Annotated in this window: 16 protein-coding genes, 2 pseudogenes and 1 riboswitch; of the genes and pseudogenes, 7 read left to right on the plus strand and 11 right to left on the minus strand. The window is 69.6% G+C overall.

Annotated features, from left to right (window positions below):
• Positions 1-98 precede the first annotated feature (98 nt).
• Positions 99-1,148, plus strand: coding sequence for an EamA family transporter RarD (rarD, locus tag ACX28W_RS17120; RefSeq protein ID WP_458999810.1), 1,050 nt, complete (start codon positions 99-101; stop codon positions 1,146-1,148).
• Between the two features lie 335 nt (positions 1,149-1,483).
• On the opposite strand, the gene ACX28W_RS17125 is transcribed toward rarD, so the two are convergent.
• Entirely contained in the window at positions 1,484-2,116 is a 633-nt protein-coding gene (locus ACX28W_RS17125) for a CGNR zinc finger domain-containing protein (RefSeq protein ID WP_458999811.1), read from the minus strand.
• On the opposite strand from ACX28W_RS17125, the gene ACX28W_RS17130 reads away from it, so the two are divergent.
• Both ACX28W_RS17130 and ACX28W_RS17135 read left to right on the plus strand, forming a co-directional pair.
• Positions 2,115-2,582: a VOC family protein gene (locus ACX28W_RS17130; RefSeq protein ID WP_458999812.1), complete on the plus strand. Its 468-nt coding sequence runs from the start codon at positions 2,115-2,117 to the stop codon at positions 2,580-2,582. The genes ACX28W_RS17125 and ACX28W_RS17130 overlap by 2 nt on opposite strands.
• A 150-nt stretch (positions 2,583-2,732) precedes the next feature.
• Positions 2,733-3,680 carry a M28 family metallopeptidase gene (locus ACX28W_RS17135; protein ID WP_458999813.1) on the plus strand — a complete coding sequence of 316 codons (948 nt, stop codon included), beginning with the start codon at positions 2,733-2,735 and terminating at the stop codon, positions 3,678-3,680.
• Between the two features lie 213 nt (positions 3,681-3,893).
• Here ACX28W_RS17135 and ACX28W_RS17140 read toward each other — a convergent pair whose 3' ends face one another.
• The 6 genes from ACX28W_RS17140 to ACX28W_RS17165 form a co-directional block, all read right to left on the minus strand.
• Positions 3,894-5,063, minus strand: a complete 1,170-nt coding sequence (locus ACX28W_RS17140) for a tetratricopeptide repeat protein (RefSeq protein WP_458999814.1) — start codon at positions 5,061-5,063, stop codon at positions 3,894-3,896.
• Positions 5,064-5,589: 526 nt separating this feature from the next.
• Positions 5,590-6,558: an ABC transporter permease gene (locus ACX28W_RS17145; protein WP_458999815.1), complete on the minus strand. Its 969-nt coding sequence runs from the start codon at positions 6,556-6,558 to the stop codon at positions 5,590-5,592.
• Positions 6,545-7,558, minus strand: coding sequence for an ABC transporter ATP-binding protein (locus tag ACX28W_RS17150; RefSeq protein WP_458999916.1), 1,014 nt, complete (start codon positions 7,556-7,558; stop codon positions 6,545-6,547). The genes ACX28W_RS17145 and ACX28W_RS17150 overlap by 14 nt, the downstream gene beginning before the upstream one ends.
• A gap of 33 nt (positions 7,559-7,591) precedes the next feature.
• Positions 7,592-8,791, minus strand: coding sequence for a LolA family protein (locus tag ACX28W_RS17155; protein WP_458999917.1), 1,200 nt, complete (start codon positions 8,789-8,791; stop codon positions 7,592-7,594).
• 306 nt (positions 8,792-9,097) lie between these two features.
• The gene (locus ACX28W_RS17160; protein WP_458999816.1) at positions 9,098-10,177 is read right to left on the minus strand and encodes a CHRD domain-containing protein; all 1,080 of its coding nucleotides are present in this window, start codon (positions 10,175-10,177) and stop codon (positions 9,098-9,100) included.
• A gap of 145 nt (positions 10,178-10,322) precedes the next feature.
• The gene (locus ACX28W_RS17165; protein WP_458999817.1) at positions 10,323-11,333 is read right to left on the minus strand and encodes a polyprenyl synthetase family protein; all 1,011 of its coding nucleotides are present in this window, start codon (positions 11,331-11,333) and stop codon (positions 10,323-10,325) included.
• Positions 11,334-11,821: 488 nt separating this feature from the next.
• Between ACX28W_RS17165 and ACX28W_RS17170 the strand changes: the two genes are divergently transcribed.
• The 3 genes from ACX28W_RS17170 (at position 11,822) to ACX28W_RS17180 (ending at position 15,419) form a co-directional block, all read left to right on the plus strand.
• Entirely contained in the window at positions 11,822-13,963 is a 2,142-nt protein-coding gene (locus ACX28W_RS17170) for a CocE/NonD family hydrolase (RefSeq protein WP_458999819.1), read from the plus strand.
• An 11-nt stretch (positions 13,964-13,974) separates the two neighbouring features.
• Entirely contained in the window at positions 13,975-14,298 is a 324-nt protein-coding gene (locus tag ACX28W_RS17175) for a hypothetical protein (protein ID WP_458999821.1), read from the plus strand.
• Positions 14,299-14,608: 310 nt separating this feature from the next.
• A riboswitch (cyclic di-AMP (ydaO/yuaA leader) is annotated at positions 14,609-14,727 on the plus strand.
• Between the two features lie 2 nt (positions 14,728-14,729).
• Positions 14,730-15,419: a LysM peptidoglycan-binding domain-containing protein gene (locus tag ACX28W_RS17180; protein ID WP_458999823.1), complete on the plus strand. Its 690-nt coding sequence runs from the start codon at positions 14,730-14,732 to the stop codon at positions 15,417-15,419.
• A 6-nt stretch (positions 15,420-15,425) separates the two neighbouring features.
• Here ACX28W_RS17180 and ACX28W_RS17185 read toward each other — a convergent pair whose 3' ends face one another.
• The 3 genes and pseudogenes from ACX28W_RS17185 to ACX28W_RS17195 form a co-directional block, all read right to left on the minus strand.
• The gene (locus ACX28W_RS17185; RefSeq protein ID WP_458999825.1) at positions 15,426-16,292 is read right to left on the minus strand and encodes an HAD family hydrolase; all 867 of its coding nucleotides are present in this window, start codon (positions 16,290-16,292) and stop codon (positions 15,426-15,428) included.
• A 496-nt stretch (positions 16,293-16,788) separates the two neighbouring features.
• Positions 16,789-17,067, minus strand: a pseudogene (locus ACX28W_RS17190) (NAD(P)/FAD-dependent oxidoreductase); the annotation flags it as partial.
• Positions 17,064-17,219, minus strand: a pseudogene (locus ACX28W_RS17195) (ATP-grasp domain-containing protein); the annotation flags it as partial. The pseudogenes ACX28W_RS17195 and ACX28W_RS17190, both read right to left, overlap by 4 nt.
• A 254-nt stretch (positions 17,220-17,473) precedes the next feature.
• Here ACX28W_RS17195 and fahA point away from each other — a divergent pair.
• Positions 17,474-18,688, plus strand: coding sequence for a fumarylacetoacetase (gene fahA / locus ACX28W_RS17200; RefSeq protein ID WP_458999827.1), 1,215 nt, complete (start codon positions 17,474-17,476; stop codon positions 18,686-18,688).
• 94 nt (positions 18,689-18,782) lie between these two features.
• On the opposite strand, the gene recQ is transcribed toward fahA, so the two are convergent.
• The gene (gene recQ / locus ACX28W_RS17205; protein WP_458999918.1) at positions 18,783-20,777 is read right to left on the minus strand and encodes a DNA helicase RecQ; all 1,995 of its coding nucleotides are present in this window, start codon (positions 20,775-20,777) and stop codon (positions 18,783-18,785) included.
• Positions 20,778-20,939 lie beyond the last annotated feature (162 nt).

Below are 20,939 nucleotides of genomic sequence, written 5' to 3' on the forward strand. Positions count from 1 at the left end.
GGGCGCTCGGCGCTACCTTCTTGGAGGCCGCGCGGGAGCGGCGGTCAGCCGAGAGCTGCACAAACGGGACACGAGCGGGACATGAGGGGGCGACGCCGGTGGCCGGGACGTCGAAGAGCGAGCAGCGCATAGGTTTGCTGAACGGCTTCGCGGCGTACGGCATGTGGGGGCTCGTCCCCCTCTTCTGGCCCCTGTTGAAGCCCTCCGGGGCCCTTGAGATCCTCGCCCACCGCATGGTGTGGTCCCTCGCCGTGGTCGGCGTCGCGCTGCTGGTGATGCGGCGCTGGGCCTGGCTCGGCGAGCTGCTGCGGCAGCCCCGGAAACTGGGGCTGATCACCATCGCGGCGGCCGTGATCACGGTCAACTGGGGTGTCTACATCTGGGCCGTGAACAGCGAGCACGTGGTGGAGGCGTCGCTCGGCTACTTCATCAATCCGCTCGTCACCATCGCCATGGGCGTGCTGCTCCTGAAGGAACGGCTGCGCCCGGTGCAATGGACGGCGGTAGGCGTCGGCGTCGCCGCGGTCCTCGTGCTCGCCATCGGCTACGGGCGCCCGCCCTGGATCTCCCTCACGCTCGCCTTCTCCTTCGCCACGTACGGACTGGTGAAGAAGAAGGTCAACCTCGGCGGCATCGAGTCACTCGCCGCCGAGACCGCGATCCAGTTCCTGCCCGCGCTGGCCTATCTGCTGTGGCTGGGTTCGAGCGGCGAGGCGACCTTCGCCGCGGAGGGCGCGGGACACGCGGCGCTGCTCGCGGCGACGGGCGTGGTGACCGCGCTTCCCCTGGTCTGCTTCGGCGCGGCCGCGATCAGGGTGCCCTTGTCCACGCTGGGACTGTTGCAGTACCTGGCCCCCGTCTTCCAGTTCCTCCTCGGCATCCTCTACTTCCACGAGGCCATGCCGCCCGAGCGCTGGGCCGGGTTCGCGCTGGTCTGGCTGGCACTCTCGCTGCTCACCTTCGACGCGCTGCGCACCGCCCGCCGCGCCGCCCGCACGCTCAGGGCCGCGAGCAGCGTGCCGAGCAGCACCATCGCCACCGGCACCGGCACCGGCACCGGCACCGTCAGCGCCGCGCGGAACGCGGACACTGTGGCGGCCGAACCTGATGCGGTGACCGGCCCCGATCCGGTGGAAGCCAAGCCGTAGACCGCGGTCACCGCGGAGATCCCGATCGCCGAACCGAACTGCGTCGCCGTGTACGACCAGTCACGGCCGACCGGCAGGAACAGCCCGTACGCGACGACGGCGAGGACGAAACCACCTAGGACGACACGGGCGTTGCCGTACCGCTCGACGAGTTCATCGCCCTCCTCGCCCGGCAACGGCTGCGCTTCACCGAGCTGCGGCGGGAGATCGACGGGATCAGCCGGCGACGGAAGAGCATCAAGCGGAGATCGCGGCGGCCCGACGGACGTATGACGAGCGGGAGTCGGCAGCGAGCCAGGGAACTTCCCCTGCGGGTTACGGGACTTCCCCGCGGGTTACGGGACTTCCCTGCGGGCGCGGTGGGCGCGGGCCTTGTGGCGGTTTCCGCAGTGTTCCATGGCGCACCAGCGGCGGCGGCCCGGACGGGAGGTGTCGACGAAGAGCAGATGGCAGTCGCGGCCTCCGCACTCGCGGATGCGGGTCGCGTACGGGCCGGTGAAGAGGTCGATCGCGTCGCGCGCGACAGTCGACAGAAGCTGGGTGCCCCTGGCCGCGCCCGGCGCCCAGGCGCGGGTGCCGTCCGCTTCCATCCGAGCCGTGAGCGGCGGCTCGGCGGCGGCCGCGTTGACGATCGCCGCCTCACCGGCTTTCGACGGGCGCCCGTGGGCACGGTCCGCGGCGAGCAGGAACAGGGCGTCCCGCAGGGCCCTTGCCGCCACCAACTCACTCTCACTGACGGCTAGTTCAAGCCTTCGCGGCAGACGGCTCCGGGCGGCCCAGGCCGCCAGATCGGCCGGTTCGCGCAACACCTCATGGCGCGCGAACCCGCCGGGACCGCCCGTCGTCAGCAGTTCCAGACAGAGCGCTCCCGGATCGAAAAGGAACGGCTTCCCGCCGTACGACACGAGGGCCGGCCCGGGCGTTTCCACTGCGCGCTCACTCACGTAACCACTATAAGTAGTTACCATGACCCACACGTCCGCGCAGCCCGTGCACTGGAAGCTCGTCATCGACGCCGCCGACCCGCACGCCCAGGCCGACTTCTGGGCCGCCGCGCTCGGTTACACCGTCGAGGACAACAGCGCGTTCGTCGAACGGCTGCTGAGCCTCGGCGCCCTGCCCGCCGAGGCCACCCTCGAGTTCCACGGCCGTCCCGCCTTCCGGGACCTGATCGCCGTACGGCATCCGGACGATCCGTACGACGAAAAGAGCGGCACCGGGCTCGGGCGGCGACTGCTCTTCCAGCGCGTGCCGGAACCGAAAACCGTGAAGAACCGGCTACATCTCGATCTGCACCCGGGCGACGGGCGACGCACGGACGAGGTGGCACGGCTGACGGAGCTGGGAGCGAGCGCGCTGCGGCACGTCGAGGAACCGGGGGGCAAGTGGGTGGTGATGGCGGATCCGGAGGGAAACGAGTTCTGCGTGCAGTGAGCGGTAAGTGTTCCTGACGGGTCGAGTCCGCTATACGAACTCCCTTGACCGGATTGCGCTCTTGACGGAACGTTGGCCTCAGCTTCACCATCAGGCACCCCATTCACTGTGGAACCCCTGTGGTTTCCCAAGGAATTCGGAGCCCCCCACATGAAGCTCTCCGTTCCCGGGCGTGCCGTCCCGGCTGCCGTCGTCGCGGCCGTCACGCTCCTCACGACCGGCGCGACTGTCGGTGCGGCGCCCGCGCCTACAGCCGCGGCCGCCGCGCCCGATCTCCCCGTGGCCAACGTCAAGGCCCATCTCGCCCAGCTGCAGTCCATAGCCACCGCCAACGGTGGCAACCGTGCCCACGGACGCACCGGGTACAAGGCCTCCATCGACTACGTGAAGGCGAAGCTGGACGCGGCCGGATTCACCACGACCCTGCAGCAGTTCACGTCCTCCGGCCGCACCGGTTACAACCTGATCGCGGACTGGCCCGGCGGCGACACCAATCAGGTTGTCATGGCTGGGTCACATCTCGACAGCGTGACGACGGGGCCCGGCATCAACGACAACGGATCCGGGTCGGCGGCGGTGCTGGAGACCGCGCTCGCCGTCTCCCGCGCGCAGTACCAGCCCACAAAGCATCTGCGGTTCGCCTGGTGGGGCGCGGAGGAGCTGGGCATGGTCGGCTCGAGGTACTACGTGAACAACCTGTCCACAGCGAATCGTTCGAGGATCAGCGGCTATCTGAACTTCGACATGATCGGCTCGCCGAACCCCGGGTACTTCGTCTACGACGACGACCCCGCCATCGAGAAGACCTTCAAGGACTACTTCGCGGGCGTCGGCCTCGCGACGGAGCCGGAGACCGAGGGCGACGGCCGCTCGGACCACGCTCCGTTCAAGAACGTGGGCATCCCGGTCGGCGGCCTGTTCAGCGGCGCCGACTACATCAAGACGGCCGCCCAGGCGGCGAAGTGGGGCGGCACGTCGGGCCAGGCCTTCGACCGCTGCTACCACGCCTCCTGCGACACCGCGTCCAACATCAACGACACGGCACTGGACCGGAACGCGGACGCACTGGCGTACGCGGTGTGGGAGCTGTCCTCCTAGCGTGCCTCTGGCCGTAGCGCCCGCTATCTTCGCGGGCGCTACGGATAGCTAGTGCCGCAACAGGCAACGTTCGCCCCGTCGCGACGCCCGGCACGCACTCTCGCCGCACCGGCCGAAGACCCAAGTACGTCCAGTACGAGGGCCTCCGGCCGGCACGCCGAGAGCACGCACCGGACGCCGCTCCTTGACGGGCAAACGTTGCCTGCCGCGGCACTAGGTGGTGTCGGCTCGGGCGCCTGCGCGGTGGGCGAGGCGGGCCATGCGGGAACGGGCCGACTCGAGTTGCTCGAGGTCGTCGGCGGCGGGGCCGCCGTCGACCACGAGCTCGGTCCACAGGCCGATCAGGTCCCGTCCGAGGTGCAGGCCCTGCGAGGGGTCGCGGACCGCGCGCCAGGCCGTGTACGCGCTCTGCACATTGCCGTACGCGGCGTCCGGGTCCTGGTGACGCCTGCGGACCTGGGCAAGGTCGAGCGACAGATGGAACGACCTGAGCGCGTCATCCGCCAAGTAGGCGATGTACGCAGTCAGTTCCCGCAGCCGCAGCACCTCCGGGTGCTCGGGGCCCAGCGACCGCGACGCCTCCGCCACGGCCCGCTCGGCCAGCCCCGCGGCCTCTTCGATCCGGCCCTTCCTGACGGCCTCGTTGATCCGCGTCACCGGCCCCCCGAGGAGGGCCGCGCCCTCCGTCTCCGCCGCCCCCGCCTCCCCCGGTGCCGACGCCAGCACCGACTCCGCGACGGCGTCGAAACCACGCGCGGGAGTGGGCTTCGGCTCCCGCTCGGACTCCATCACGGCCGTGGCCTCCATCAGGGCCGTGGCCTCCGTCGCGGGAACCTGCTGCTCGGGTACCGGGCCGAGCTCCTCCGGCGGAGGCGTCACGGCACCGGTGGCGGCATCCCGCGCCGACTCCGGCTCCGGCACCGGCACCGGCACCGCCCGCAGCGCATGCGCCACCGCGGCCCCGGGCAGCGGCTTCGGTTCCGGCACGGCCCGACTTGTGTACGTCGACGGGGCCGGACCACTTTGCGCCGGACCACTTCGTGCCGAACCACTCGGCACCGGGACCTCGGTCATCCGCACCGGCGCCCCCGCGTATCGGCTCGACCCGTCCACACACACCTCGAGCGGTACGACGAAGCCGATCCGTTCGTCGTGGATCGTGGCGAGGACGGGCCGGCCGGTGGCGAGGGCAACGCGGTGGAGATGGTTCAGGACGGCGTCCTGGACGGCCTCGCCGGGGACGGCGGTGACCGGCATACCGCCGACCGTGGCTCCGCTCCCGGTGCCCTCGGCGGGCACCGGCACAAGCACCTCGATCGGGGGCACCCCGGAGGCTGCCGCCGAGCGCTGCCGCTCGAGTTCTTCGCGGCTGAGTCGAGACATCGGTTCCCTCACTCGGGTCGATCGGGGGAGGAAGGAGAGGAAAGGAAAGGAAGGGGAGAGCGGACGGGAGGAAGGGCGAGACGGAGGAAGTCGAGGAGAGGGATGTGGCCGGCGTGTCGGTGGGACCGTCATCGTCGGACGTCACCTCCCCTATCGTCCACGACTCGGAGACCTCGGACGCACGACCACGTGGGGGATCTGCGATCTGGCTTGGTTGGTTTCCCTTGATGGTTCCATGAGTCTTTCGGCTCACACCCGACTCTCGCGTCACCGCGGCGTCACAGACTCGTCCCAGGACCCCACACCCCGCTACCGAACCTTTCCCGGCGCCGTGAAGACCGACGGGCCGACGACAGCTGATCGATGCGGTCATCGACGTCTACCGGGTGTCGTGCGTGCCCGCCTGGCACACCGGCGACCTCGCCGTCGGACCACCTCGCGAAACGGCCGTGTCGGCACGGTTTTTCCAGCGCGGCCAGCGCGGCCAGCGCGGCCAGCGCGGCCAGCGCGGCCAGCGCGGCCAGGGCTACGCCGTGATGTCCTTCGCCGTGAACCGCGCCCACGCCGCCGAGCCGAATATCGCCGCGTACAGGCCTTGCAGGCCGAGATTGCGGACCAGGTCGTCCCAGTACACCGGGTCGCGCATGAGGTCGGCAAAGGAGAGCCAGTAGTGGGAGAAGAAGTACGGCTGGAGGGCGTGGAGCTGGGGGATCTGGTCGAGGATCTGGATGGTGATCAGCAGGCCGACGGTGGTCGCCATCGCCGCGATGCCGCTGTTCGTCAGCGTCGAGACGAACAGGCCGAGGGCCGCGACGCCGATCAATGACGCGGCGACGACCAGCGCGATGAGAAGCGCCCGCCCCAACCCCTCCGCGAAGCTGATCCGCGTCCCGGAGATGGTGGTCAGTTCACCCAGGGGGAAGAGCAGCGCCCCCACCACGAGCGCCGAGACCGCCACCACCAGCGTCGCGACCAGGCAGAACGTCATCGTGGTCGCGTACTTCGTGATCAGCAGGCGGGTCCGGCCGGCGGGGGCGACGAGGAGATAGCGCAGGGTGCCGGCGTTCGCCTCGCCCGCGATCGCGTCGCCCGCGATGACACCGATCGCCATCGGCAGGAAAAAGGGGAGCGTCGCGGCGAGCGCCGTGAACACCAGGAACAGGCCGTTGTTGGTGACCTGCGCGATGAAGGCCGGTCCCTCGCCGCCTCCGCCGCCCGCGGACGAGCCGTCACTCGTCTCTATCTTGATGGCGACTCCGATGAGAATCGGTACAGCCGCCAGCACGCTCAGCAGTGCGATGGTCCGCCACCGCCGGAAGGTCGTGACGAGCTCGCTGCGGAAGAGTCCGAACGTCCACAGCGGGCTGGGCGCGCGCCCGACATCGACCTGCGAGTCAGCCCCTGCCTGTTCTGCCTGGCCTGCCTGGCCTGCCTGGCCTGCCTGTTCTACCTGGGATACAGCCCCGGCCTTCGAGACAGCTTTAGCCCGCGACATCGAATCCCTCCCCCGTCAGCGCCACGAACGCGTCCTCCAGCGAGGCCCGTTCGACCCCGAAGCCGCGTACTCGGACGCCCGCCGTGACCAACGCGGCGTTCAGGTCGGCGAGTTCCCGGTCCCGATCCGGCGGCTCGGCCGTCACCCCCGTCTCGGTCACCACCACGTCCGCGACCCCCTGCTCCTTCAGGACGCGCGCCGCGTCCCCGGGGTCGGGTGTGGTCACCAGAAGACGGCCCCGTGCCCCCGCCGCGAACTCCGCGACCGCGCCCTGCCTGATCAACCGCCCCTGCGCCATCACGGCCGCATGCGTGCACACCTGTTCGATCTCATCGAGCAGATGCGAGGAGAGGAAGACGGTCGTACCGTCCGAGGCCAACTCACGGATCAGGGACCGGATTTCCCGCATGCCCTGCGGGTCGAGGCCATTGGTCGGCTCGTCCAGGACGAGGAGGCGGCGGGGCTGGAGCAGCGCGGCCGCGAGCCCGAGCCGCTGCTTCATGCCGAGTGAGTACGCCTTCGCCTTCTTGCCCGCGGCGGCGGCGAGTCCGACCCGGTCGAGGGCGGCGGCGACGCGCGTACGCCTGGTGCGCGGATCGGCGGTCGGGTCTGCGGCGTCGTACCGGACGAGGTTGTCGCGGCCGGAGAGGAAGCCGTACAGCGCGGGGCCCTCGATGAGCGCGCCCACGTGCGGGAGCACGGCGCGGGTGGCGCGGGGCATGGGCTGCCCCAGCACGCGCGCCGTGCCCGAGGTCGGCTCGATCAGGCCCATCAGCATGCGGATGGTGGTGGTCTTGCCCGAGCCGTTCGGTCCCAGGAAGCCGAACACGCTGCCCGCCGGGACGGTCAGATCCAGGCCGTCGACGGCGAGCTGCCCGCCGCGGTAGCGCTTGGTGAGCGCGCGGGTGGCGATCACCGTGTCCTCGCCGGGCACGGTGTCGGTGCCGGTGCCTCCCGTGTCGTCCACCAGATCGGGCTCCGCGGCGGACAGTTCCTCCATGGGCTCCCTCGATTCGTCGTGCACGCGGCGAACCTACTGGGCCGCGTCGGCCGCCTTCACCAGCGCGTCCTTGGTGACCGCACCGGCGTACACCTTGCCGTCGTCCGTGATCAGCGCGTTGACCAGGCGGGTCGAGAAGACCGTGCCCGAGCCGAACTTGCCGGTGACCTGGTCGCCGAGGACGTCCAGGAACCCGGAGAAGTCGTCGCTGCCGGACGCGGAGCCCGACGGCAAGCCCTGGCCACCGGTGTCGAACTCGGCGATGGAGTTCCAGCCCTCACCTATGATCTTCAGGCCGTCGAGTCCCTCGCCGATCCCCTCGCGGGACTCCGGTGCCTTCGCGTCCTCGCCCTCGGTGACCTTCGCACCCTTCGGCGGGGAGAAGTCGAAGGTCGAAGCGGCCGGCTCGGCGAAGTCGACCTTGGTGAAGCCGGCGTCCACGACGGCGGCGCCGCCACTCGCCGGGGTCAGCGTGAACTTGAGCGGCACCCCGGTCTTCGCGTCCACCACGACGGTGATCGCGCCGATCGTGGAGCCGGACTGCTTCGGCTTGATCAGCAGTTTGTAGCCGTCACGGCCCGCGATCTGGGCGGTGCCATCGACGGTTACGGAAGTCGTGCCGTCGACCGCTTTCAGGGCCTCGTCGGCGAGTTCCTCGGGCGTGGCCGGAACATCCTCCGGCGCCTTCTCCTTCGTACCCTCGGAGTCGGGGGCGGTCGAGTGGTACACCTCGTTCGACTTGCTGTCGTACGCCCATACGTCGTCGCCGTTACGGATGACGCTGTACTCGGCGGCGCTGTCCAGGACGGAGATCTTGCCCTTGTCCGGGCCGTCGACCGCGACGCGCAGCGTGTGCGTGCCGGAGGCCAGCTCCATGAGCTTGGACTGCGGGTCCGCGGAGGAGCCGTCGTCACCCTGTGCGGCGCCGGACATGAAGCCGCTCTCCAGCCCGCCCAGGTCGGGCAGCCCGAAGTCGGTGCTTATCTTGACCGTGCCGGACAGCTGCTGGGCGTCCGACTCGGCGATCTTCTCGATGAGTTGCTGTGCGGTGATGTCCGGCAGGCTGGGGTCGCCGGAGTCGGCGAGCGCCGGGACGAGCCCGATGGTCGCAGCCGCCACCCCCACCACCGCGACCGGGACGACATACCGAGCGGCCTTGCGGCGGCCCGCGCGCATGTCCTCGGCCTGGGCCTTGCCGGTGCTCGTGCGGTCGTCGGATTCGTACGGATCCATCGGTGACATCGGTGCCTTCGGTGCCATGTGTGCCTTACCTCCGTCGTCGGCGGCGGCCTACCGTCCTGCACTTCTCCACCCGTGTAGCCGCCATTCTCACCCGAACCGGTGAGAAGTGTCGGGGGTCCGAGGGGGTCCCCCGGAAAACTGCTGCCTCAAGCAGACCAAATCGGCCGACGGGAAGCGTCAGCCCCCGGAGCCAACCTCGCGTACTCCTGCGGTATGACGTGAGGAGGCGGTGGCTGCCCCGACCCGTAGGGGTTGGGGCAGCCACCGCCTCGCACCAGCGGGTCAGCGCGCCGCGGATCAGCGCTGTACGAACACGTAGTCCGCCTGGTACGGCACGCCCACGATCGTGCCCGGTGAGCAGGACCCGGCCGGGGCGACGCCGCCCACGGTGTTGAGGCGCAGGATCTCCTGCGTGTCGGCCAGCAGACCGCGGTGCTTGCCGGACTGGGTGGCCTTGAGATCCAGCTCGGGGATGTTCTTGTCGCCGTTCGGGGTCCTGGAGATCACCGACCCGGTGACCGCGCTGCGGTCGGGCGCGACCCACTGCGGCGTACCGGAGTTGGGTTTGACGAACGTGTGCGCGATGCTGCCGCCGAGCACGGCCGAGACGTCACGCTGGGCGAAGGCGTAGCCGCCTCCCTCGGCCGGCTTGCACTCGTAGATCTGCTTGCCCTTGACGACGGAGGCCTGGAAGTTGTCGAGGGCGTCCCGGAAGTCGAAGGAGCCGGTGACCTTGTGGAGCTGACCGCGCACGGCTCCGCCCGGGAACTCGGCGGTGTGCAGATTGGCGTAGAACGCGCCCGGATCGTTCTTCAACTGCTCGAGCAGGGCGGCGTCCTTGACCCTCACCGTGCCGACCACATGGTGGCCCTTGATCTTCCCGAGCAGCTTGGTGAAGTCGACCTTGACTCCGCCGTTGGCGCCCTTGGCACCCTGGTGGATGTGGAGCAGGGTCGGCTTGCCGGTGCCGCGCCAGGTCACGGCGACGGACACCTTGTCGCCCTTGACCTTGATGAACTCCAGCGCCGCGCCGTCCTTGTCGCCGACGGCGGGGCCGCCCTGCACGGGCACCTCGTTGGCGCCGTTGAGGCTGGTGGCGAAGATGGTGCCCCCGGTGCCGCCCATCACTCCGCTCTGCACGGCGATGGTCTGGTCGCCGTGCGCGGAGTGACTCTTGCTCCCGTGGCTGCCGCTGTCGGCAACCGCCGGGATGACAGCGGCGGCGACACCTGCCGCGGCGGCCACCGCGACACCGGCCAGGATCAGGCTCTTACGACGCCGCGGAAACGTGGCGTCGGGTCGGGCGTCGGATCGGACATCAGGTCGGGCGGTGGATCGAGCGGTGGATCCGGCGTCGGATCGGGCGTTAGATCCCATGATTCTGTTTTCTCCCCGTATGTCAGCCGACGCCCCCTGCGTCAGCTTCTGGGGAGGGTTACGGAATGGATCTGAGCTTGGACTCAATCTAAGAGTGTGACCTGCGCCACCTACACTTACGGTCCGTCCTGCGCTCGCGGAACCCTCACCCGGCCCGGTGCACCACCGCATCGACCAGCTCCACCAGCGCCGCCTTCGCGTCACACTCGGGCAGCGGAACCAACGCCGCCCGGGCCTCCTCCGCGTAGCGCACGGTGTCCCGCCGCGCCTGCTCGAGAGCGGGATGGACCCGCAGCAGCGAGAGCGCCTCGGCGTGCCGGGCGTCGTCCGTCAGATCGGAGTCGAGCAGCTCGCACAGCGCGATGTCCTCCGCCAGGCCGAGCCGCTCCGCCCGCTCACGCAACCGCAGTACCGGCAGCGTGGCGATCCCCTCGCGCAGATCCGTCCCCGGCGTCTTCCCCGACTCGCGCGAGTCGGACGCGATGTCCAGCACATCGTCCGCGAGCTGGAAGGCGACACCGAGCCGCTCCCCGTACTGCGTCAGCACGTCGACGACCGTCTCGTCGGCCCCCGACATCATCGCGCCGAACCGGCATGCGACGGCGACCAGCGACCCGGTCTTGCCGCTGAGCACGTCGAGGTAGTGCTCGACCGGATCGCGGCCGTCGCGCGGCCCCGCCGTCTCCAGGATCTGCCCGGTGACCAGCCGCTCGAACGCCTCGGCCTGGATGCGGACGGCCTCGGGCCCGAGGTCGGCCAGGGTGTGCGACGCGCGCGCGAAGAGGAAGTCGCCGGTGAGGACGGCCACCGAGTTGCCCCAGCGGTTGTTCGCACTGGGCACTCCGCGCCGCGCGTCCGCCTCGTCCATGACGTCGTCGTGGTACAGCGTGGCGAGATGAGTCAGCTCGACGACCACGGCCGAGGGCACGACACCCGGCGCGTACGGATCCCCGAACTGCGCGGCGAGCATCACGAGCAGCGGGCGAAACCGCTTCCCCCCGGCCCGCAGGAGATGCTGCGCGGCCTCCGTGATGAAGGGGACCTCGCTCTTGGTGACTTCGAGCAGGCCCTCCTCCACAGCCGTCAACCCGGCCTGGATATCGGCTTCGAGAGCCTGGTCCCGCACGCTCAGCCCGAACGGCCCGACGACGGTCACGAGAGGTTCTCCTGTCTGCTGACGATCACATGGCGAACTCGGTCGATCATTCGGTCGATGACACGGTTTGTCGATGTGTCGCTGCCATCACTCAAGTCAGCGTATCCGGTCACGTTTCGATCACCACGAGCGCCCACCGTCCCCACTGTCGACTTCCTCCCGACTTCCCCCTCGCTTGCCACCCGATGCCCCCCGAGCGGCAGACAGCCCCACGCCGAGCAACGGATTGCGCCGCGCCAGGGCGACATCGAGGCATGAGCGGTATGTCCTTGATCTGCTGGTATGAATCGATATATCCGGATCGAATGGAGCCATACGAACACGAGGCACAGGGACACGAGGCATAGGAACACGGTGACGCTTCAGGGCGCAGTCGCGTAGGGAACGCTCGTCCATATGGCCCCAGTCTCGGGCTTCCCTCACCTTCCGGCCGCACCACACCGCGCACCCCGTCCACCGAGGTCACCCACTCCCCCGAGGTCACCCCGATGAACCCGCTGAACCCGCACATCCGTACGTCCTTCCCGTACGAGACGACTCACGAGGACCTCTGGATCCCACTCCCGGACGGCACCCGTCTGTACGCACGCGTATGGCGCCCGATGACCGACGAGCCCGTACCCGCCCTCCTCGAATACCTCCCGTTCCGCCTCACCGACTGGACCGCACCCCGCGACTGGCAGCGCCACCCCTGGTACGCGGGCCACGGCTACGCGTCCGTCCGCGTGGACGTCCGTGGCCACGGCAACTCGGAGGGCATGCCGACGGACGAGTACGCGCAGATCGAGCCGGCCGACGGGGTGGACGTGGTCGACTGGCTGGCCGCCCAGCCCTGGTGCAGCGGCAGTGTGGGCATGTTCGGCATCTCCTGGGGCGGCTCCATCTCCCTCCAGATCGCGGCCCGCGCGCCCGAGTCGCTCAAGGCGATCGTCACGGTCGGCTCGACGGACGATCGCTATGACAACGACGTGCACTACATGGGAGGTTCCGTCCTCGCCGTCGACACGCACGCGTGGGCGGCCACGATGCTCGCGTTCGTCGCCCGACCGCCGGACCCGGTGCACATTGGCCGGGTGATGTGGCGCGACATGTGGGTGAAGCGGCTGAAGGCGGTGGACCCGTACGTTCACACCTGGCTGGCCCACCAGACCCGCGACGCGTACTGGCGCCACGGCAGTGTCCGCGAGGACTACGGCGCGATCCGGGCGGCTGTCCTCGCGGTGGGCGGCTGGCACGACCCGTACCGCGACACGGTGCTGCGGCTGATCGAGAACCTCCCGCCGGACCGCGTACGCGGCCTGATCGGCCCCTGGTGCCACGAGTACCCGGACAGGGGTCTCCCGCCGGGTCCGGCGATCGGCTTCCTGCAGGAAACGCTGCGATGGTGGGACCACTGGCTCAAGACGCCCGGCTCGCCCCCGGACCCGTCCACCGACTCGTCCACCGGCCCGTCCACCGGCCCGTCCACCGACTCGTCCACCGGCCCGAGCACCGGCCCGAGCGTGATGTCAGAACCACTCCTGCGCTCCTACGTCATGGACGCGCACGCCCCTGCCACGACCTACCCCGCCCTCCCCGGCCGCTGGGTGGGCGACGCCGCCTGGCCCTCTCCCTCCGTGACCCCGATCTCGTACCCACTCCAGGGAGCACCGGTACTGGTGCGCTCCCCCCAGCACACCGGTGTGGACGCGGGCCGCTTCTCCCCCTTCGGCAACGACGCCGACCTGCCGCCCAATCAGCGGGAGGAGGACGCGAGATCCGCGTGCTTCGAGTTCGAGGCCCCGGAGGAGACCTGGATCCTGGGCTGCCCGAGGCTCCGTCTGCGTCTGACATCCCACTCACCCCTGGGCCAGGTGATCGCCCGGGTCTGCGACGTGGCTCCCGACGGCGCCTCGACCCTGGTGACCCGGGGTGCACTGAACCTGTCCGCGCGCCATGGCCGTGACCAGGCAGTTTCCTGGAAACCGGGCTCTACGGAGGATGTGGTTTTCGACCTGACCGGTATCGGCTACGCGTTCCCGCCGGGGCACCGCATCCGTCTCTCCGTCTCCTCGGCGTACTGGCCGTGGATCTGGCCCCAGCCGGGCTCGGAGGCGGGCTTCACCCTGGACCCGAACGGGAGTTCCCTCGAACTTCCCGTACGCGCACGCGAGTCGGACCCCTCGATCGCCTTCGAGGAGCCCGAGCAGTCCGAACCCCTCGGGGTGGCCTCCCCGACCACCTTCGACGAACCCCGCCCGGAACGTGTCGTCGTACGCGACGTGGCGAAGGGCGAGTGGCGCCTGGAGGTCGACCCCCGCCACGGAGGTACCCGCGTCTACCCGGACGGCCTCGAATGCACGGAGGACGCACGGGAGATGTACACGATCCAGGAGGTCGACCCACTGAGCGCCCGCGCGCGCTCGGACTGGTCGATCCGCCTCCACCGCCCGGACCTGGCATGGAACGCGACAGTCGAGGCGCACTCCGAAATCACCTGCGACGCCGAGGACTTCATCACGTCGAACGAACTGATCTGCAAGGACGGCAACGAGGTGGTCTTCCATAGGACGTGGGAGAGGAGATTCCCCCGCACGGCGGCCGTCGCCGACGCAGCACCCCACTGGAGTCCCGGCGGCGCGATGGGGTAGCTCTGAGGACCGTGGCACGGACCGAAGAATTCCTCATGTACCTCGACGAGGGGATGCTCGCGTACTTCCGCGAGATGGCCCACGAGATGGTGACGCGCTTCGGGATCGCGCGGGCGGAAGCGGTCGCGAGAATCAACAGGGCTTACAGCGGCCGGGAGTTCGCCCGCTACCCCGACCTGATGTGCCACGAACTCCCCGAATACTGGGCCTACGGCCTGTACTTCAAGCCCAACGCGTGCCGGCTCCCGGACGACGACCCGGACACAGACCTGTCGATGCGGGAGGTGCGGCCGGCCCCACCCGACGGCTCTGCCGCTTGGACGCGCGAAGCGTAATGCCCGAGTTGCTCCCATTGCCGCTTTACTCATGCTTGGTCGCGTGAAATGAGTCACGCCCGAACGCGCGAGAACCCTTCCCGCCGCTCAGCTATTCCCCCTTTGCGGAAAGCAAGTTGAGCGTCACGTTCCGGAATAATCGGGCAATTCATCCCTCGCGTTGACCAGGAGAAAGCGATCTACACCGGGAAATCAGGCCTTGTTTCCGACATGTGCTCTCGCATACGTTCACGTCGATCCGGACGGACCACCCAATCCTGCCGCCGTCCGGAATCCCCACCCACCCGCACGCACGGCAGGAGCGGGGGACCCAAGCACATCGCCGATCCGGACTCCGGAGCGGCTAGGGGTGAAGCCGCACCCAATCGCGGCCGGGCACCTCCCGCCCGAACCCGACAGCTCACCTCGCAGGCGCCCGAGAGGAATTCACCATGGCCGCACGTCAGCACCGCCACCCCAGGACCAGCACCCTCACCCGCGGTTTCATCGCCGCGGCAACGGGCGGAGCCGCCCTCGTTCTCCCGATCCTGGGCGCGACCGGCGCACAGGCCGCCCCCGCCGGCGCCACCCCTCAGGTCCAGCTCATCACGTACAAGGTGGTCGCGGGTGACACCCTGGGCACGATCGCCGCGAAGTACCCCAAGAGCGGTGGCTGGAAGAAGCTGTACGAGGCCAACAGCGCGGTCATCGGCGCCGACCCGACCACGCTCCGCCCGGGCCTCACGCTGACGGTGGGCACGAAGACCGTCAAAGCCGCCACCAAGGCGACCACGGCCGCCCCCGCCTCGGCGAAGACCTACACCAACAACCTCGACGGCTGGATCAAGCAGTCGCTGGACATCATGGCCAAATCCGGCATACCGGGCACCTATAACGGTATCTACCGCAACGTCATGCGCGAGTCCTCCGGAAACCCCCTGGCCATCAACAACTGGGACTCCAATGCCGCGGCCGGCATCCCCTCCAAGGGCCTCCTCCAGGTCATCGACCCGACGTTCAAGGCCTACCACGTGCCCGGCACGTCGATGGACCCCTACGACCCGGTCGCGAACATCACGGCGGCCTGCAACTACGCGGCGGCGAAGTACGGCTCGATCGACAACGTCAACGGGCCCTACTGAACGACGTCAAACGGGGCCCACCGACCGCGGAACCACCGCACTGGAGACACCGCCCCGGAAACAACCGCTCCGGAACAACCGCTCCAGCACCACCGCGATCCCATCCTCCTCGTTCGACAGGGTCACCTCGTCGGCCACCGCCTTCAGTTCCGGGTGGGCGTTGGCCATGGCGACCCCATGGGCGGCCCAGTCGAACATGGGGATGTCGTTGGGCATGTCACCGAAGGCGATGGTCGCGTCGGGGCTCAGCCCCAGGTGCTCGGCGGCGAGAGCCAGACCCGTCGCCTTGGTCACGCCGCATGGCTGGAGTTCGACGGTGCCGGGGCCCGACATGGTGACGGTGGCCAAGGATCCCACCGCGCCGCGGGCCGCCGAGGCCAACTCGTCGTCGGACAGCGAGGGGTGACGGAGCAGCACCTTGCTGATCGGCTCTGTCCAGAGGTCGTCACGGCGGCCCACCCGTACCGCGGGAAGGGTCGGATGCGGCATGACGTACCCCGGCTCGATGAGCGTCAGTCCGTCCACGCCGTCCTGGTCCACCGCCGCGTAGAGCAGCCCGACCTCCGCCTCGATCTTGCCCAGCGCCGTCTCCGCGAGCTCCCGGTCCAGGGTCACCGACCACAGCAGGCGGGCCGCCCCCGCGTCGTACAACTGCGCTCCCTGTCCGCACACCGCCAGCCCCGCACCGCCGAGTTCGTCGAGGAGCGGTCGCACTCTCGGCGCCGGGCGCCCGGTCACGACCAGGTGCCTGGCGCCCGCTTCGACCGCCCTCGCCAACGCGGCCCGGGACCGGTCGGAGAGGGTGTCGTCGCCGCGGAGCAGCGTTCCGTCCAGGTCAGTGGCGATAAGTGAATATGCAGTCGGAGCGGCCATGATCCGAAGAATACGGATCGATCGACTCATCGGCCCGGCGTGAACCGGACGACGTCCGGTATCCCGTCAGCAACGCCGTTCACCGTACGGGGTGTACGAGGTCCTGTTCCGCCCGCACGGTCATGCGGGGCGAGGACCCTGGCGTGACACCCCACTGGCCGGTGGCATGTCGACGAGGAGCGGCCCGCACCCCAACTCGTCACTCTCCGTCGGCCGGCACGCGCCTGATCTCCGGATTCATGTGACGGAGCGTGGCTACCCTGCCCGGCCCTGATGGCATTCGGACACGTGCGTACGGTGACCGCCCTTGGGTGTACAGGGCGGTTCCGCTGTGTGTGGAAGGTGAGCGCGGCGGTCGGGATGGTCCAGGACAGCGCGAACGAATCCGAGTGGGATGTCACTCCGGAGGATGACGCGACTGCGACGTCTGTGACCGCCGACAGCCAACTCGAGCCCTGACGCGAGGGGTTGAGCCGCTCTCGCCCGTACGGTCACCTCACCCGTGCGCCGCCACCACATGCTTGGCCACCCGCGGCGAAGCGAACTCCGTGCCGCACACGAACCGCATCACCGGCCCGTACGAAGCCGCCGCCGGCAACCCCGTGAAGTACAGCCCGGGAACGGAGGACCGATACCCGGCGCCGAGCTTCGGCGTGCCGCGGCTCACCGCCAGCTCCGTACGCAACTCGTGGCCCAGGAAGTCCATCGCGGCGATGTCGACACGGTAGCCGGTTGCGGATATGACGTGGTCGGCGGAGAGCTCCTCGGTCCGGCCGCCGTCGGCGTGTAACGGTCCTCGGCAATCGCATACATCGGTATGCCGAGGCGGCCCAGACTTCGGATGGCGCCCACTCCGCCGTGGTGCAGCGGATAGTCGCCGAACTTCACGATCAGGCCCGGTACGTCCTGGTCAGCGTCGACCGGCACGCCTCTGGCGCTCCTGGCCACGGGTCCCCCCACGTGCCCCCCTACGGACCGGACCCACCCCGTCCGTGTCCCCAAAGGACGCTAAGCCGGAATTGCCGCGTCCAACAAGGTGCCCGATTCGGACATTGCGAACTCTTCAGGCACTGCCACAGCACAGCCACTCCCCCGTAACGTGTGCCGCGACCACATGGAACACGTTGAACACGCGGAACGCATGAATACCGTGGCGAACACGAAAGTGAGGCGACACCCCGATGCCCCCCTTCGATGTCCCCGAGGGCGACCCCTTCGGTCCGCACAATCTTCCGTACGGCGTTTTCAGCCGGGCGGACCCGTCCGAGCGGAGCATCGGCGTCCGGCTCGGCGACCACGTGCTCGACGCAGGCGCAGCGGCTCGGGCGCTCGGCTCCCCCTATGCCGACCTGCTCGCGCGGTCGACCTTGAACCCGCTGCTTGCGGCGGGCCGCACGGCCTGGTCCGACGTACGCCGCGCGCTCACGGCATGGGTGACGGTGCCGGCCCACCGAGAGACCGTCGAGCCTCTCCTCCACCCCCTCGCGGAGGTGACGCTGCACCTCCCCTTCGAAGTCGCGGACTACGTCGACTTCTACTCCTCCGAGAACCACGCCCGTAACGTCGGACAGATCTTCCGCCCCGACGCCGCGGACTCCCTCACCCCCAACTGGAAACACCTCCCCATCGGCTACCACGGCCGGTCCGGCACAGTCGTGGTGTCGGGCACGGATGTCGTACGTCCGTCGGGCCAGCGCAAGGCCGTCTCCGCCACCACCCCCGTCTTCGGGCCCTCCACCCGGCTGGACATCGAGGCGGAGGTCGGCTTCGTCGTCGGCGCCCCGTCGAGCCTGGGCACCCCCGTCCCCCTCTCCTCCTTCCGCGACCACGTCTTCGGCCTCTGCCTCCTCAACGACTGGTCGGCGCGCGACATCCAAGCCTGGGAGTACGTCCCTCTCGGCCCCTTCCTCGGCAAGTCCTTCGCCACATCGGTGTCGGCGTGGATCACCCCCCTCGACGCCCTGGACAGCGCCCGGATCACACCCCCGCCGCGCACGCACCCCCTCCTCCCCTACCTTCACGACTCCGACGACGAGCCCGGCGGCTATGACCTGCGCATTTCCGTAGCCCTCAACGGCCACGTCATCTCCGAGCCGCCCTTCTCCACCATGTACTGGACGGCCGCCCAGCAACTGGCCCACATGACAGTCAACGGAGCATCGCTCCGCACGGGTGACCTGTACGGCTCGGGCACGGTCAGCGGCCCCTCCGAGGGCGAGCGCGGCTCCCTCCTCGAGCTCACCTGGAACGGCCGCGACACCCTCGAACTCCCGGACGGCAAACGCACCTTCCTGGAGGACGGCGACGAGGTGACGCTCACTGCATGGGCTCCCGGTCCCGACGGCACCCGCGTGGGCCTGGGCGAGGTGACCGGCAGGATCGCCCCGGCCTCCTGACCCCCGGCCTCCAGACCCGCCGGATGGCCGGGACCGCGAGTCCCGAGACCCCGGCTGCTGAAGCCCGGCCTCGTACCCGCGCTCCCCGTATCCCCTATATCCAGTCCTCCGGCTCCGGTTCCGCATCCATCTCTGGCCAGTCCGGGTCCGGGGCCGGGGCCGCGTCCGTCGCCGTACCCGGCGTTCCCCCGGGAGCGCCGCCGCCCAGGGAGGCGAGCACCCCGACGACGCCTTCCCCGTACGTCGCCAGCTTCTTCTCACCCACCCCGCTGATGCCGCCCAGGTCCGCCACCGAGGTGGGCCACACCGTGGCGATCTCCCGGAGCGTGGCGTCGTGGAAGATGACGTACGCGGGGACGCCCTGTTCCTTGGCCTGCTCGGCACGCCAGGAGCGCAGGGCCTCGAAGGCGGGGACGAGTTCCTGGGGCAGCTCGGCCGCGGCGCTCTTGGCCTTGCGCTCGCCCCGGGAGGACGAGGACGAGGAGCGGGCCACGGTCGGCTTCGGCGCCTCCTTGCGCAACGGCACCTCCCGCTCGCGCCGCAGCACCGTCCCGCTTGCCTCGGTCAGCACCAGCGTCCCGTACTCGCCCTCGACCGCGAGCAGCCCCTGGGCCAGCAACTGTCGTACGACGCCGCGCCATTCGGACTCGGCCAGTTCCTCTCCGATGCCGAACACGGACAGCTGGTCGTGGTCGAACTGGATCACCTTGGCGGTCCGGCGCCCCAGCAGGATGTCGACGAGCTGGACCGCGCCGAACTTCTGCCCGCGCTCGCGCTGCAGCCGCACCACCGTGGACAGCAGCTTCTGCGCCGCGATCGTGCCGTCCCAGGTCTCGGGCGGCGCCAGGCACGTGTCGCAGTTGCTGCAGGCAGGGGTGTGCGGGTCCTGGCCGAAGTAGGCCAGGAGCTGGGAGCGCCGGCACTGGACCGTCTCGCACAGGGCCAGCATCGAGTCGAGATGGGCGGCCGCCCGGCGGCGGAACGCCTCGTCGCCCTCCGAGCCCTGGATCATCTTGCGCTGCTGGACCACGTCCTGAAGGCCGTACGCCATCCATGCCGTCGACGGCAGTCCGTCACGGCCCGCGCGTCCCGTCTCCTGGTAGTAGCCCTCGACCGACTTCGGCAGATCGAGATGGGCGACGAACCGGACGTCGGGCTTGTCGATGCCCATGCCGAAGGCGATCGTGGCGACCACGACGAGGCCCTCTTCACGCAGGAAGCGCGACTGGTGGGCGGCGCGGGTGCCCGCGTCCAGGCCCGCGTGGTACGGCACCGCCTCGACACCGTTGCGGGAGAGGAACTCGGCCGTCTTCTCCACCGAGTTGCGCGAGAGGCAGTACACGATGCCCGCGTCGCCCGCGTGCTCCTCGCGCAGGAACGACAGCAGCTGTTTCTTCGGGTCGGCCTTCGGGACGATCCGGTACTGAATGTTGGGCCGGTCGAAGCTCGCCTCGAAGTGGCGGGCGCTCGGCATGCCCAGGCGCTGGGTGATCTCCCGGTGCGTCGCGTGTGTGGCTGTGGCCGTCAGCGCGATGCGCGGGACGTCCGGCCAGCGCTCGCCGAGCAGTGAGAGGGCCAGGTAGTCGGGGCGGAAGTCGTGGCCCCACTGGGCCACGCAGTGCGCCTCGTCGATCGCGAAGACGGAGATCTTCGCCCGCGACAGCAGGTCCAGCGTGGTGTCCAGGCGCAGCCGCTCCGGGGCCAGGTAGAGCAGGTCCAGCTCCCCCGCCAGGAGCTCGGCCTCGACCACGCGCCGCTCGTCGAAGTCCTGCGTGGAGTTCATGAACCCGGCGCGCACGCCCAGCGCCCGCAGCGCGTCCACCTGGTCCTGCATCAGGGCGATGAGGGGGGAGACCACGACTCCCGTACCCGGCCTGACCAGGGCCGGAATCTGGTAGCAGAGCGACTTTCCGCCGCCCGTCGGCATCAGGACGACGGCGTCACCGCCTGTCACCACATGCTCGATGATCGCTTCCTGCTCGCCCCGGAAGGCGTCGTACCCGAAGACCCGGTGGAGCGTGGCCAGTGCCTCGCTCTCCCCCAGCTTCTCCGTCGCGTCCGCTTCGGTCATCACACCCGTCCCGCCCATCCCGCTCATCGCTCGTCGTCCCCCGTATGTCGTGCTTCGCCCACGACAGCCACCATAGGGCTCCGCACCGACAGCCTCAGAGTTATCCACAGGCTGCGACCGGCCGGCTCCGGTACGCACCGGCGAGACGCGGGACGACAAGACCCTGAACACGCCTCGGAC

The organism is Streptomyces sp. SD15, from assembly GCF_054462255.1.

What these genes read in the sequence shown, in the direction of transcription:
- ACX28W_RS17180 (WP_458999823.1), top strand. Translation starts at nt 14,730, where the DNA reads ATGGCCGCACGTCAGCACCGCCACCCCAGGACCAGCACCCTCACCCGC.
- recQ (WP_458999918.1), bottom strand. Translation starts at nt 20,777, where the DNA reads ATGGGCGGGACGGGTGTGATGACCGAAGCGGACGCGACGGAGAAGCTG.
- ACX28W_RS17155 (WP_458999917.1), bottom strand. Translation starts at nt 8,791, where the DNA reads ATGGATCCGTACGAATCCGACGACCGCACGAGCACCGGCAAGGCCCAG.
- ACX28W_RS17145 (WP_458999815.1), bottom strand. Translation starts at nt 6,558, where the DNA reads ATGTCGCGGGCTAAAGCTGTCTCGAAGGCCGGGGCTGTATCCCAGGTA.
- ACX28W_RS17150 (WP_458999916.1), bottom strand. Translation starts at nt 7,558, where the DNA reads ATGGAGGAACTGTCCGCCGCGGAGCCCGATCTGGTGGACGACACGGGA.
- ACX28W_RS17185 (WP_458999825.1), bottom strand. Translation starts at nt 16,292, where the DNA reads ATGGCCGCTCCGACTGCATATTCACTTATCGCCACTGACCTGGACGGA.
- ACX28W_RS17125 (WP_458999811.1), bottom strand. Translation starts at nt 2,116, where the DNA reads ATGGTAACTACTTATAGTGGTTACGTGAGTGAGCGCGCAGTGGAAACG.
- ACX28W_RS17140 (WP_458999814.1), bottom strand. Translation starts at nt 5,063, where the DNA reads ATGTCTCGACTCAGCCGCGAAGAACTCGAGCGGCAGCGCTCGGCGGCA.
- ACX28W_RS17135 (WP_458999813.1), top strand. Translation starts at nt 2,733, where the DNA reads ATGAAGCTCTCCGTTCCCGGGCGTGCCGTCCCGGCTGCCGTCGTCGCG.
- ACX28W_RS17170 (WP_458999819.1), top strand. Translation starts at nt 11,822, where the DNA reads ATGAACCCGCTGAACCCGCACATCCGTACGTCCTTCCCGTACGAGACG.
- fahA (WP_458999827.1), top strand. Translation starts at nt 17,474, where the DNA reads ATGCCCCCCTTCGATGTCCCCGAGGGCGACCCCTTCGGTCCGCACAAT.
- ACX28W_RS17160 (WP_458999816.1), bottom strand. Translation starts at nt 10,177, where the DNA reads ATGGGATCTAACGCCCGATCCGACGCCGGATCCACCGCTCGATCCACC.
- ACX28W_RS17130 (WP_458999812.1), top strand. Translation starts at nt 2,115, where the DNA reads ATGACCCACACGTCCGCGCAGCCCGTGCACTGGAAGCTCGTCATCGAC.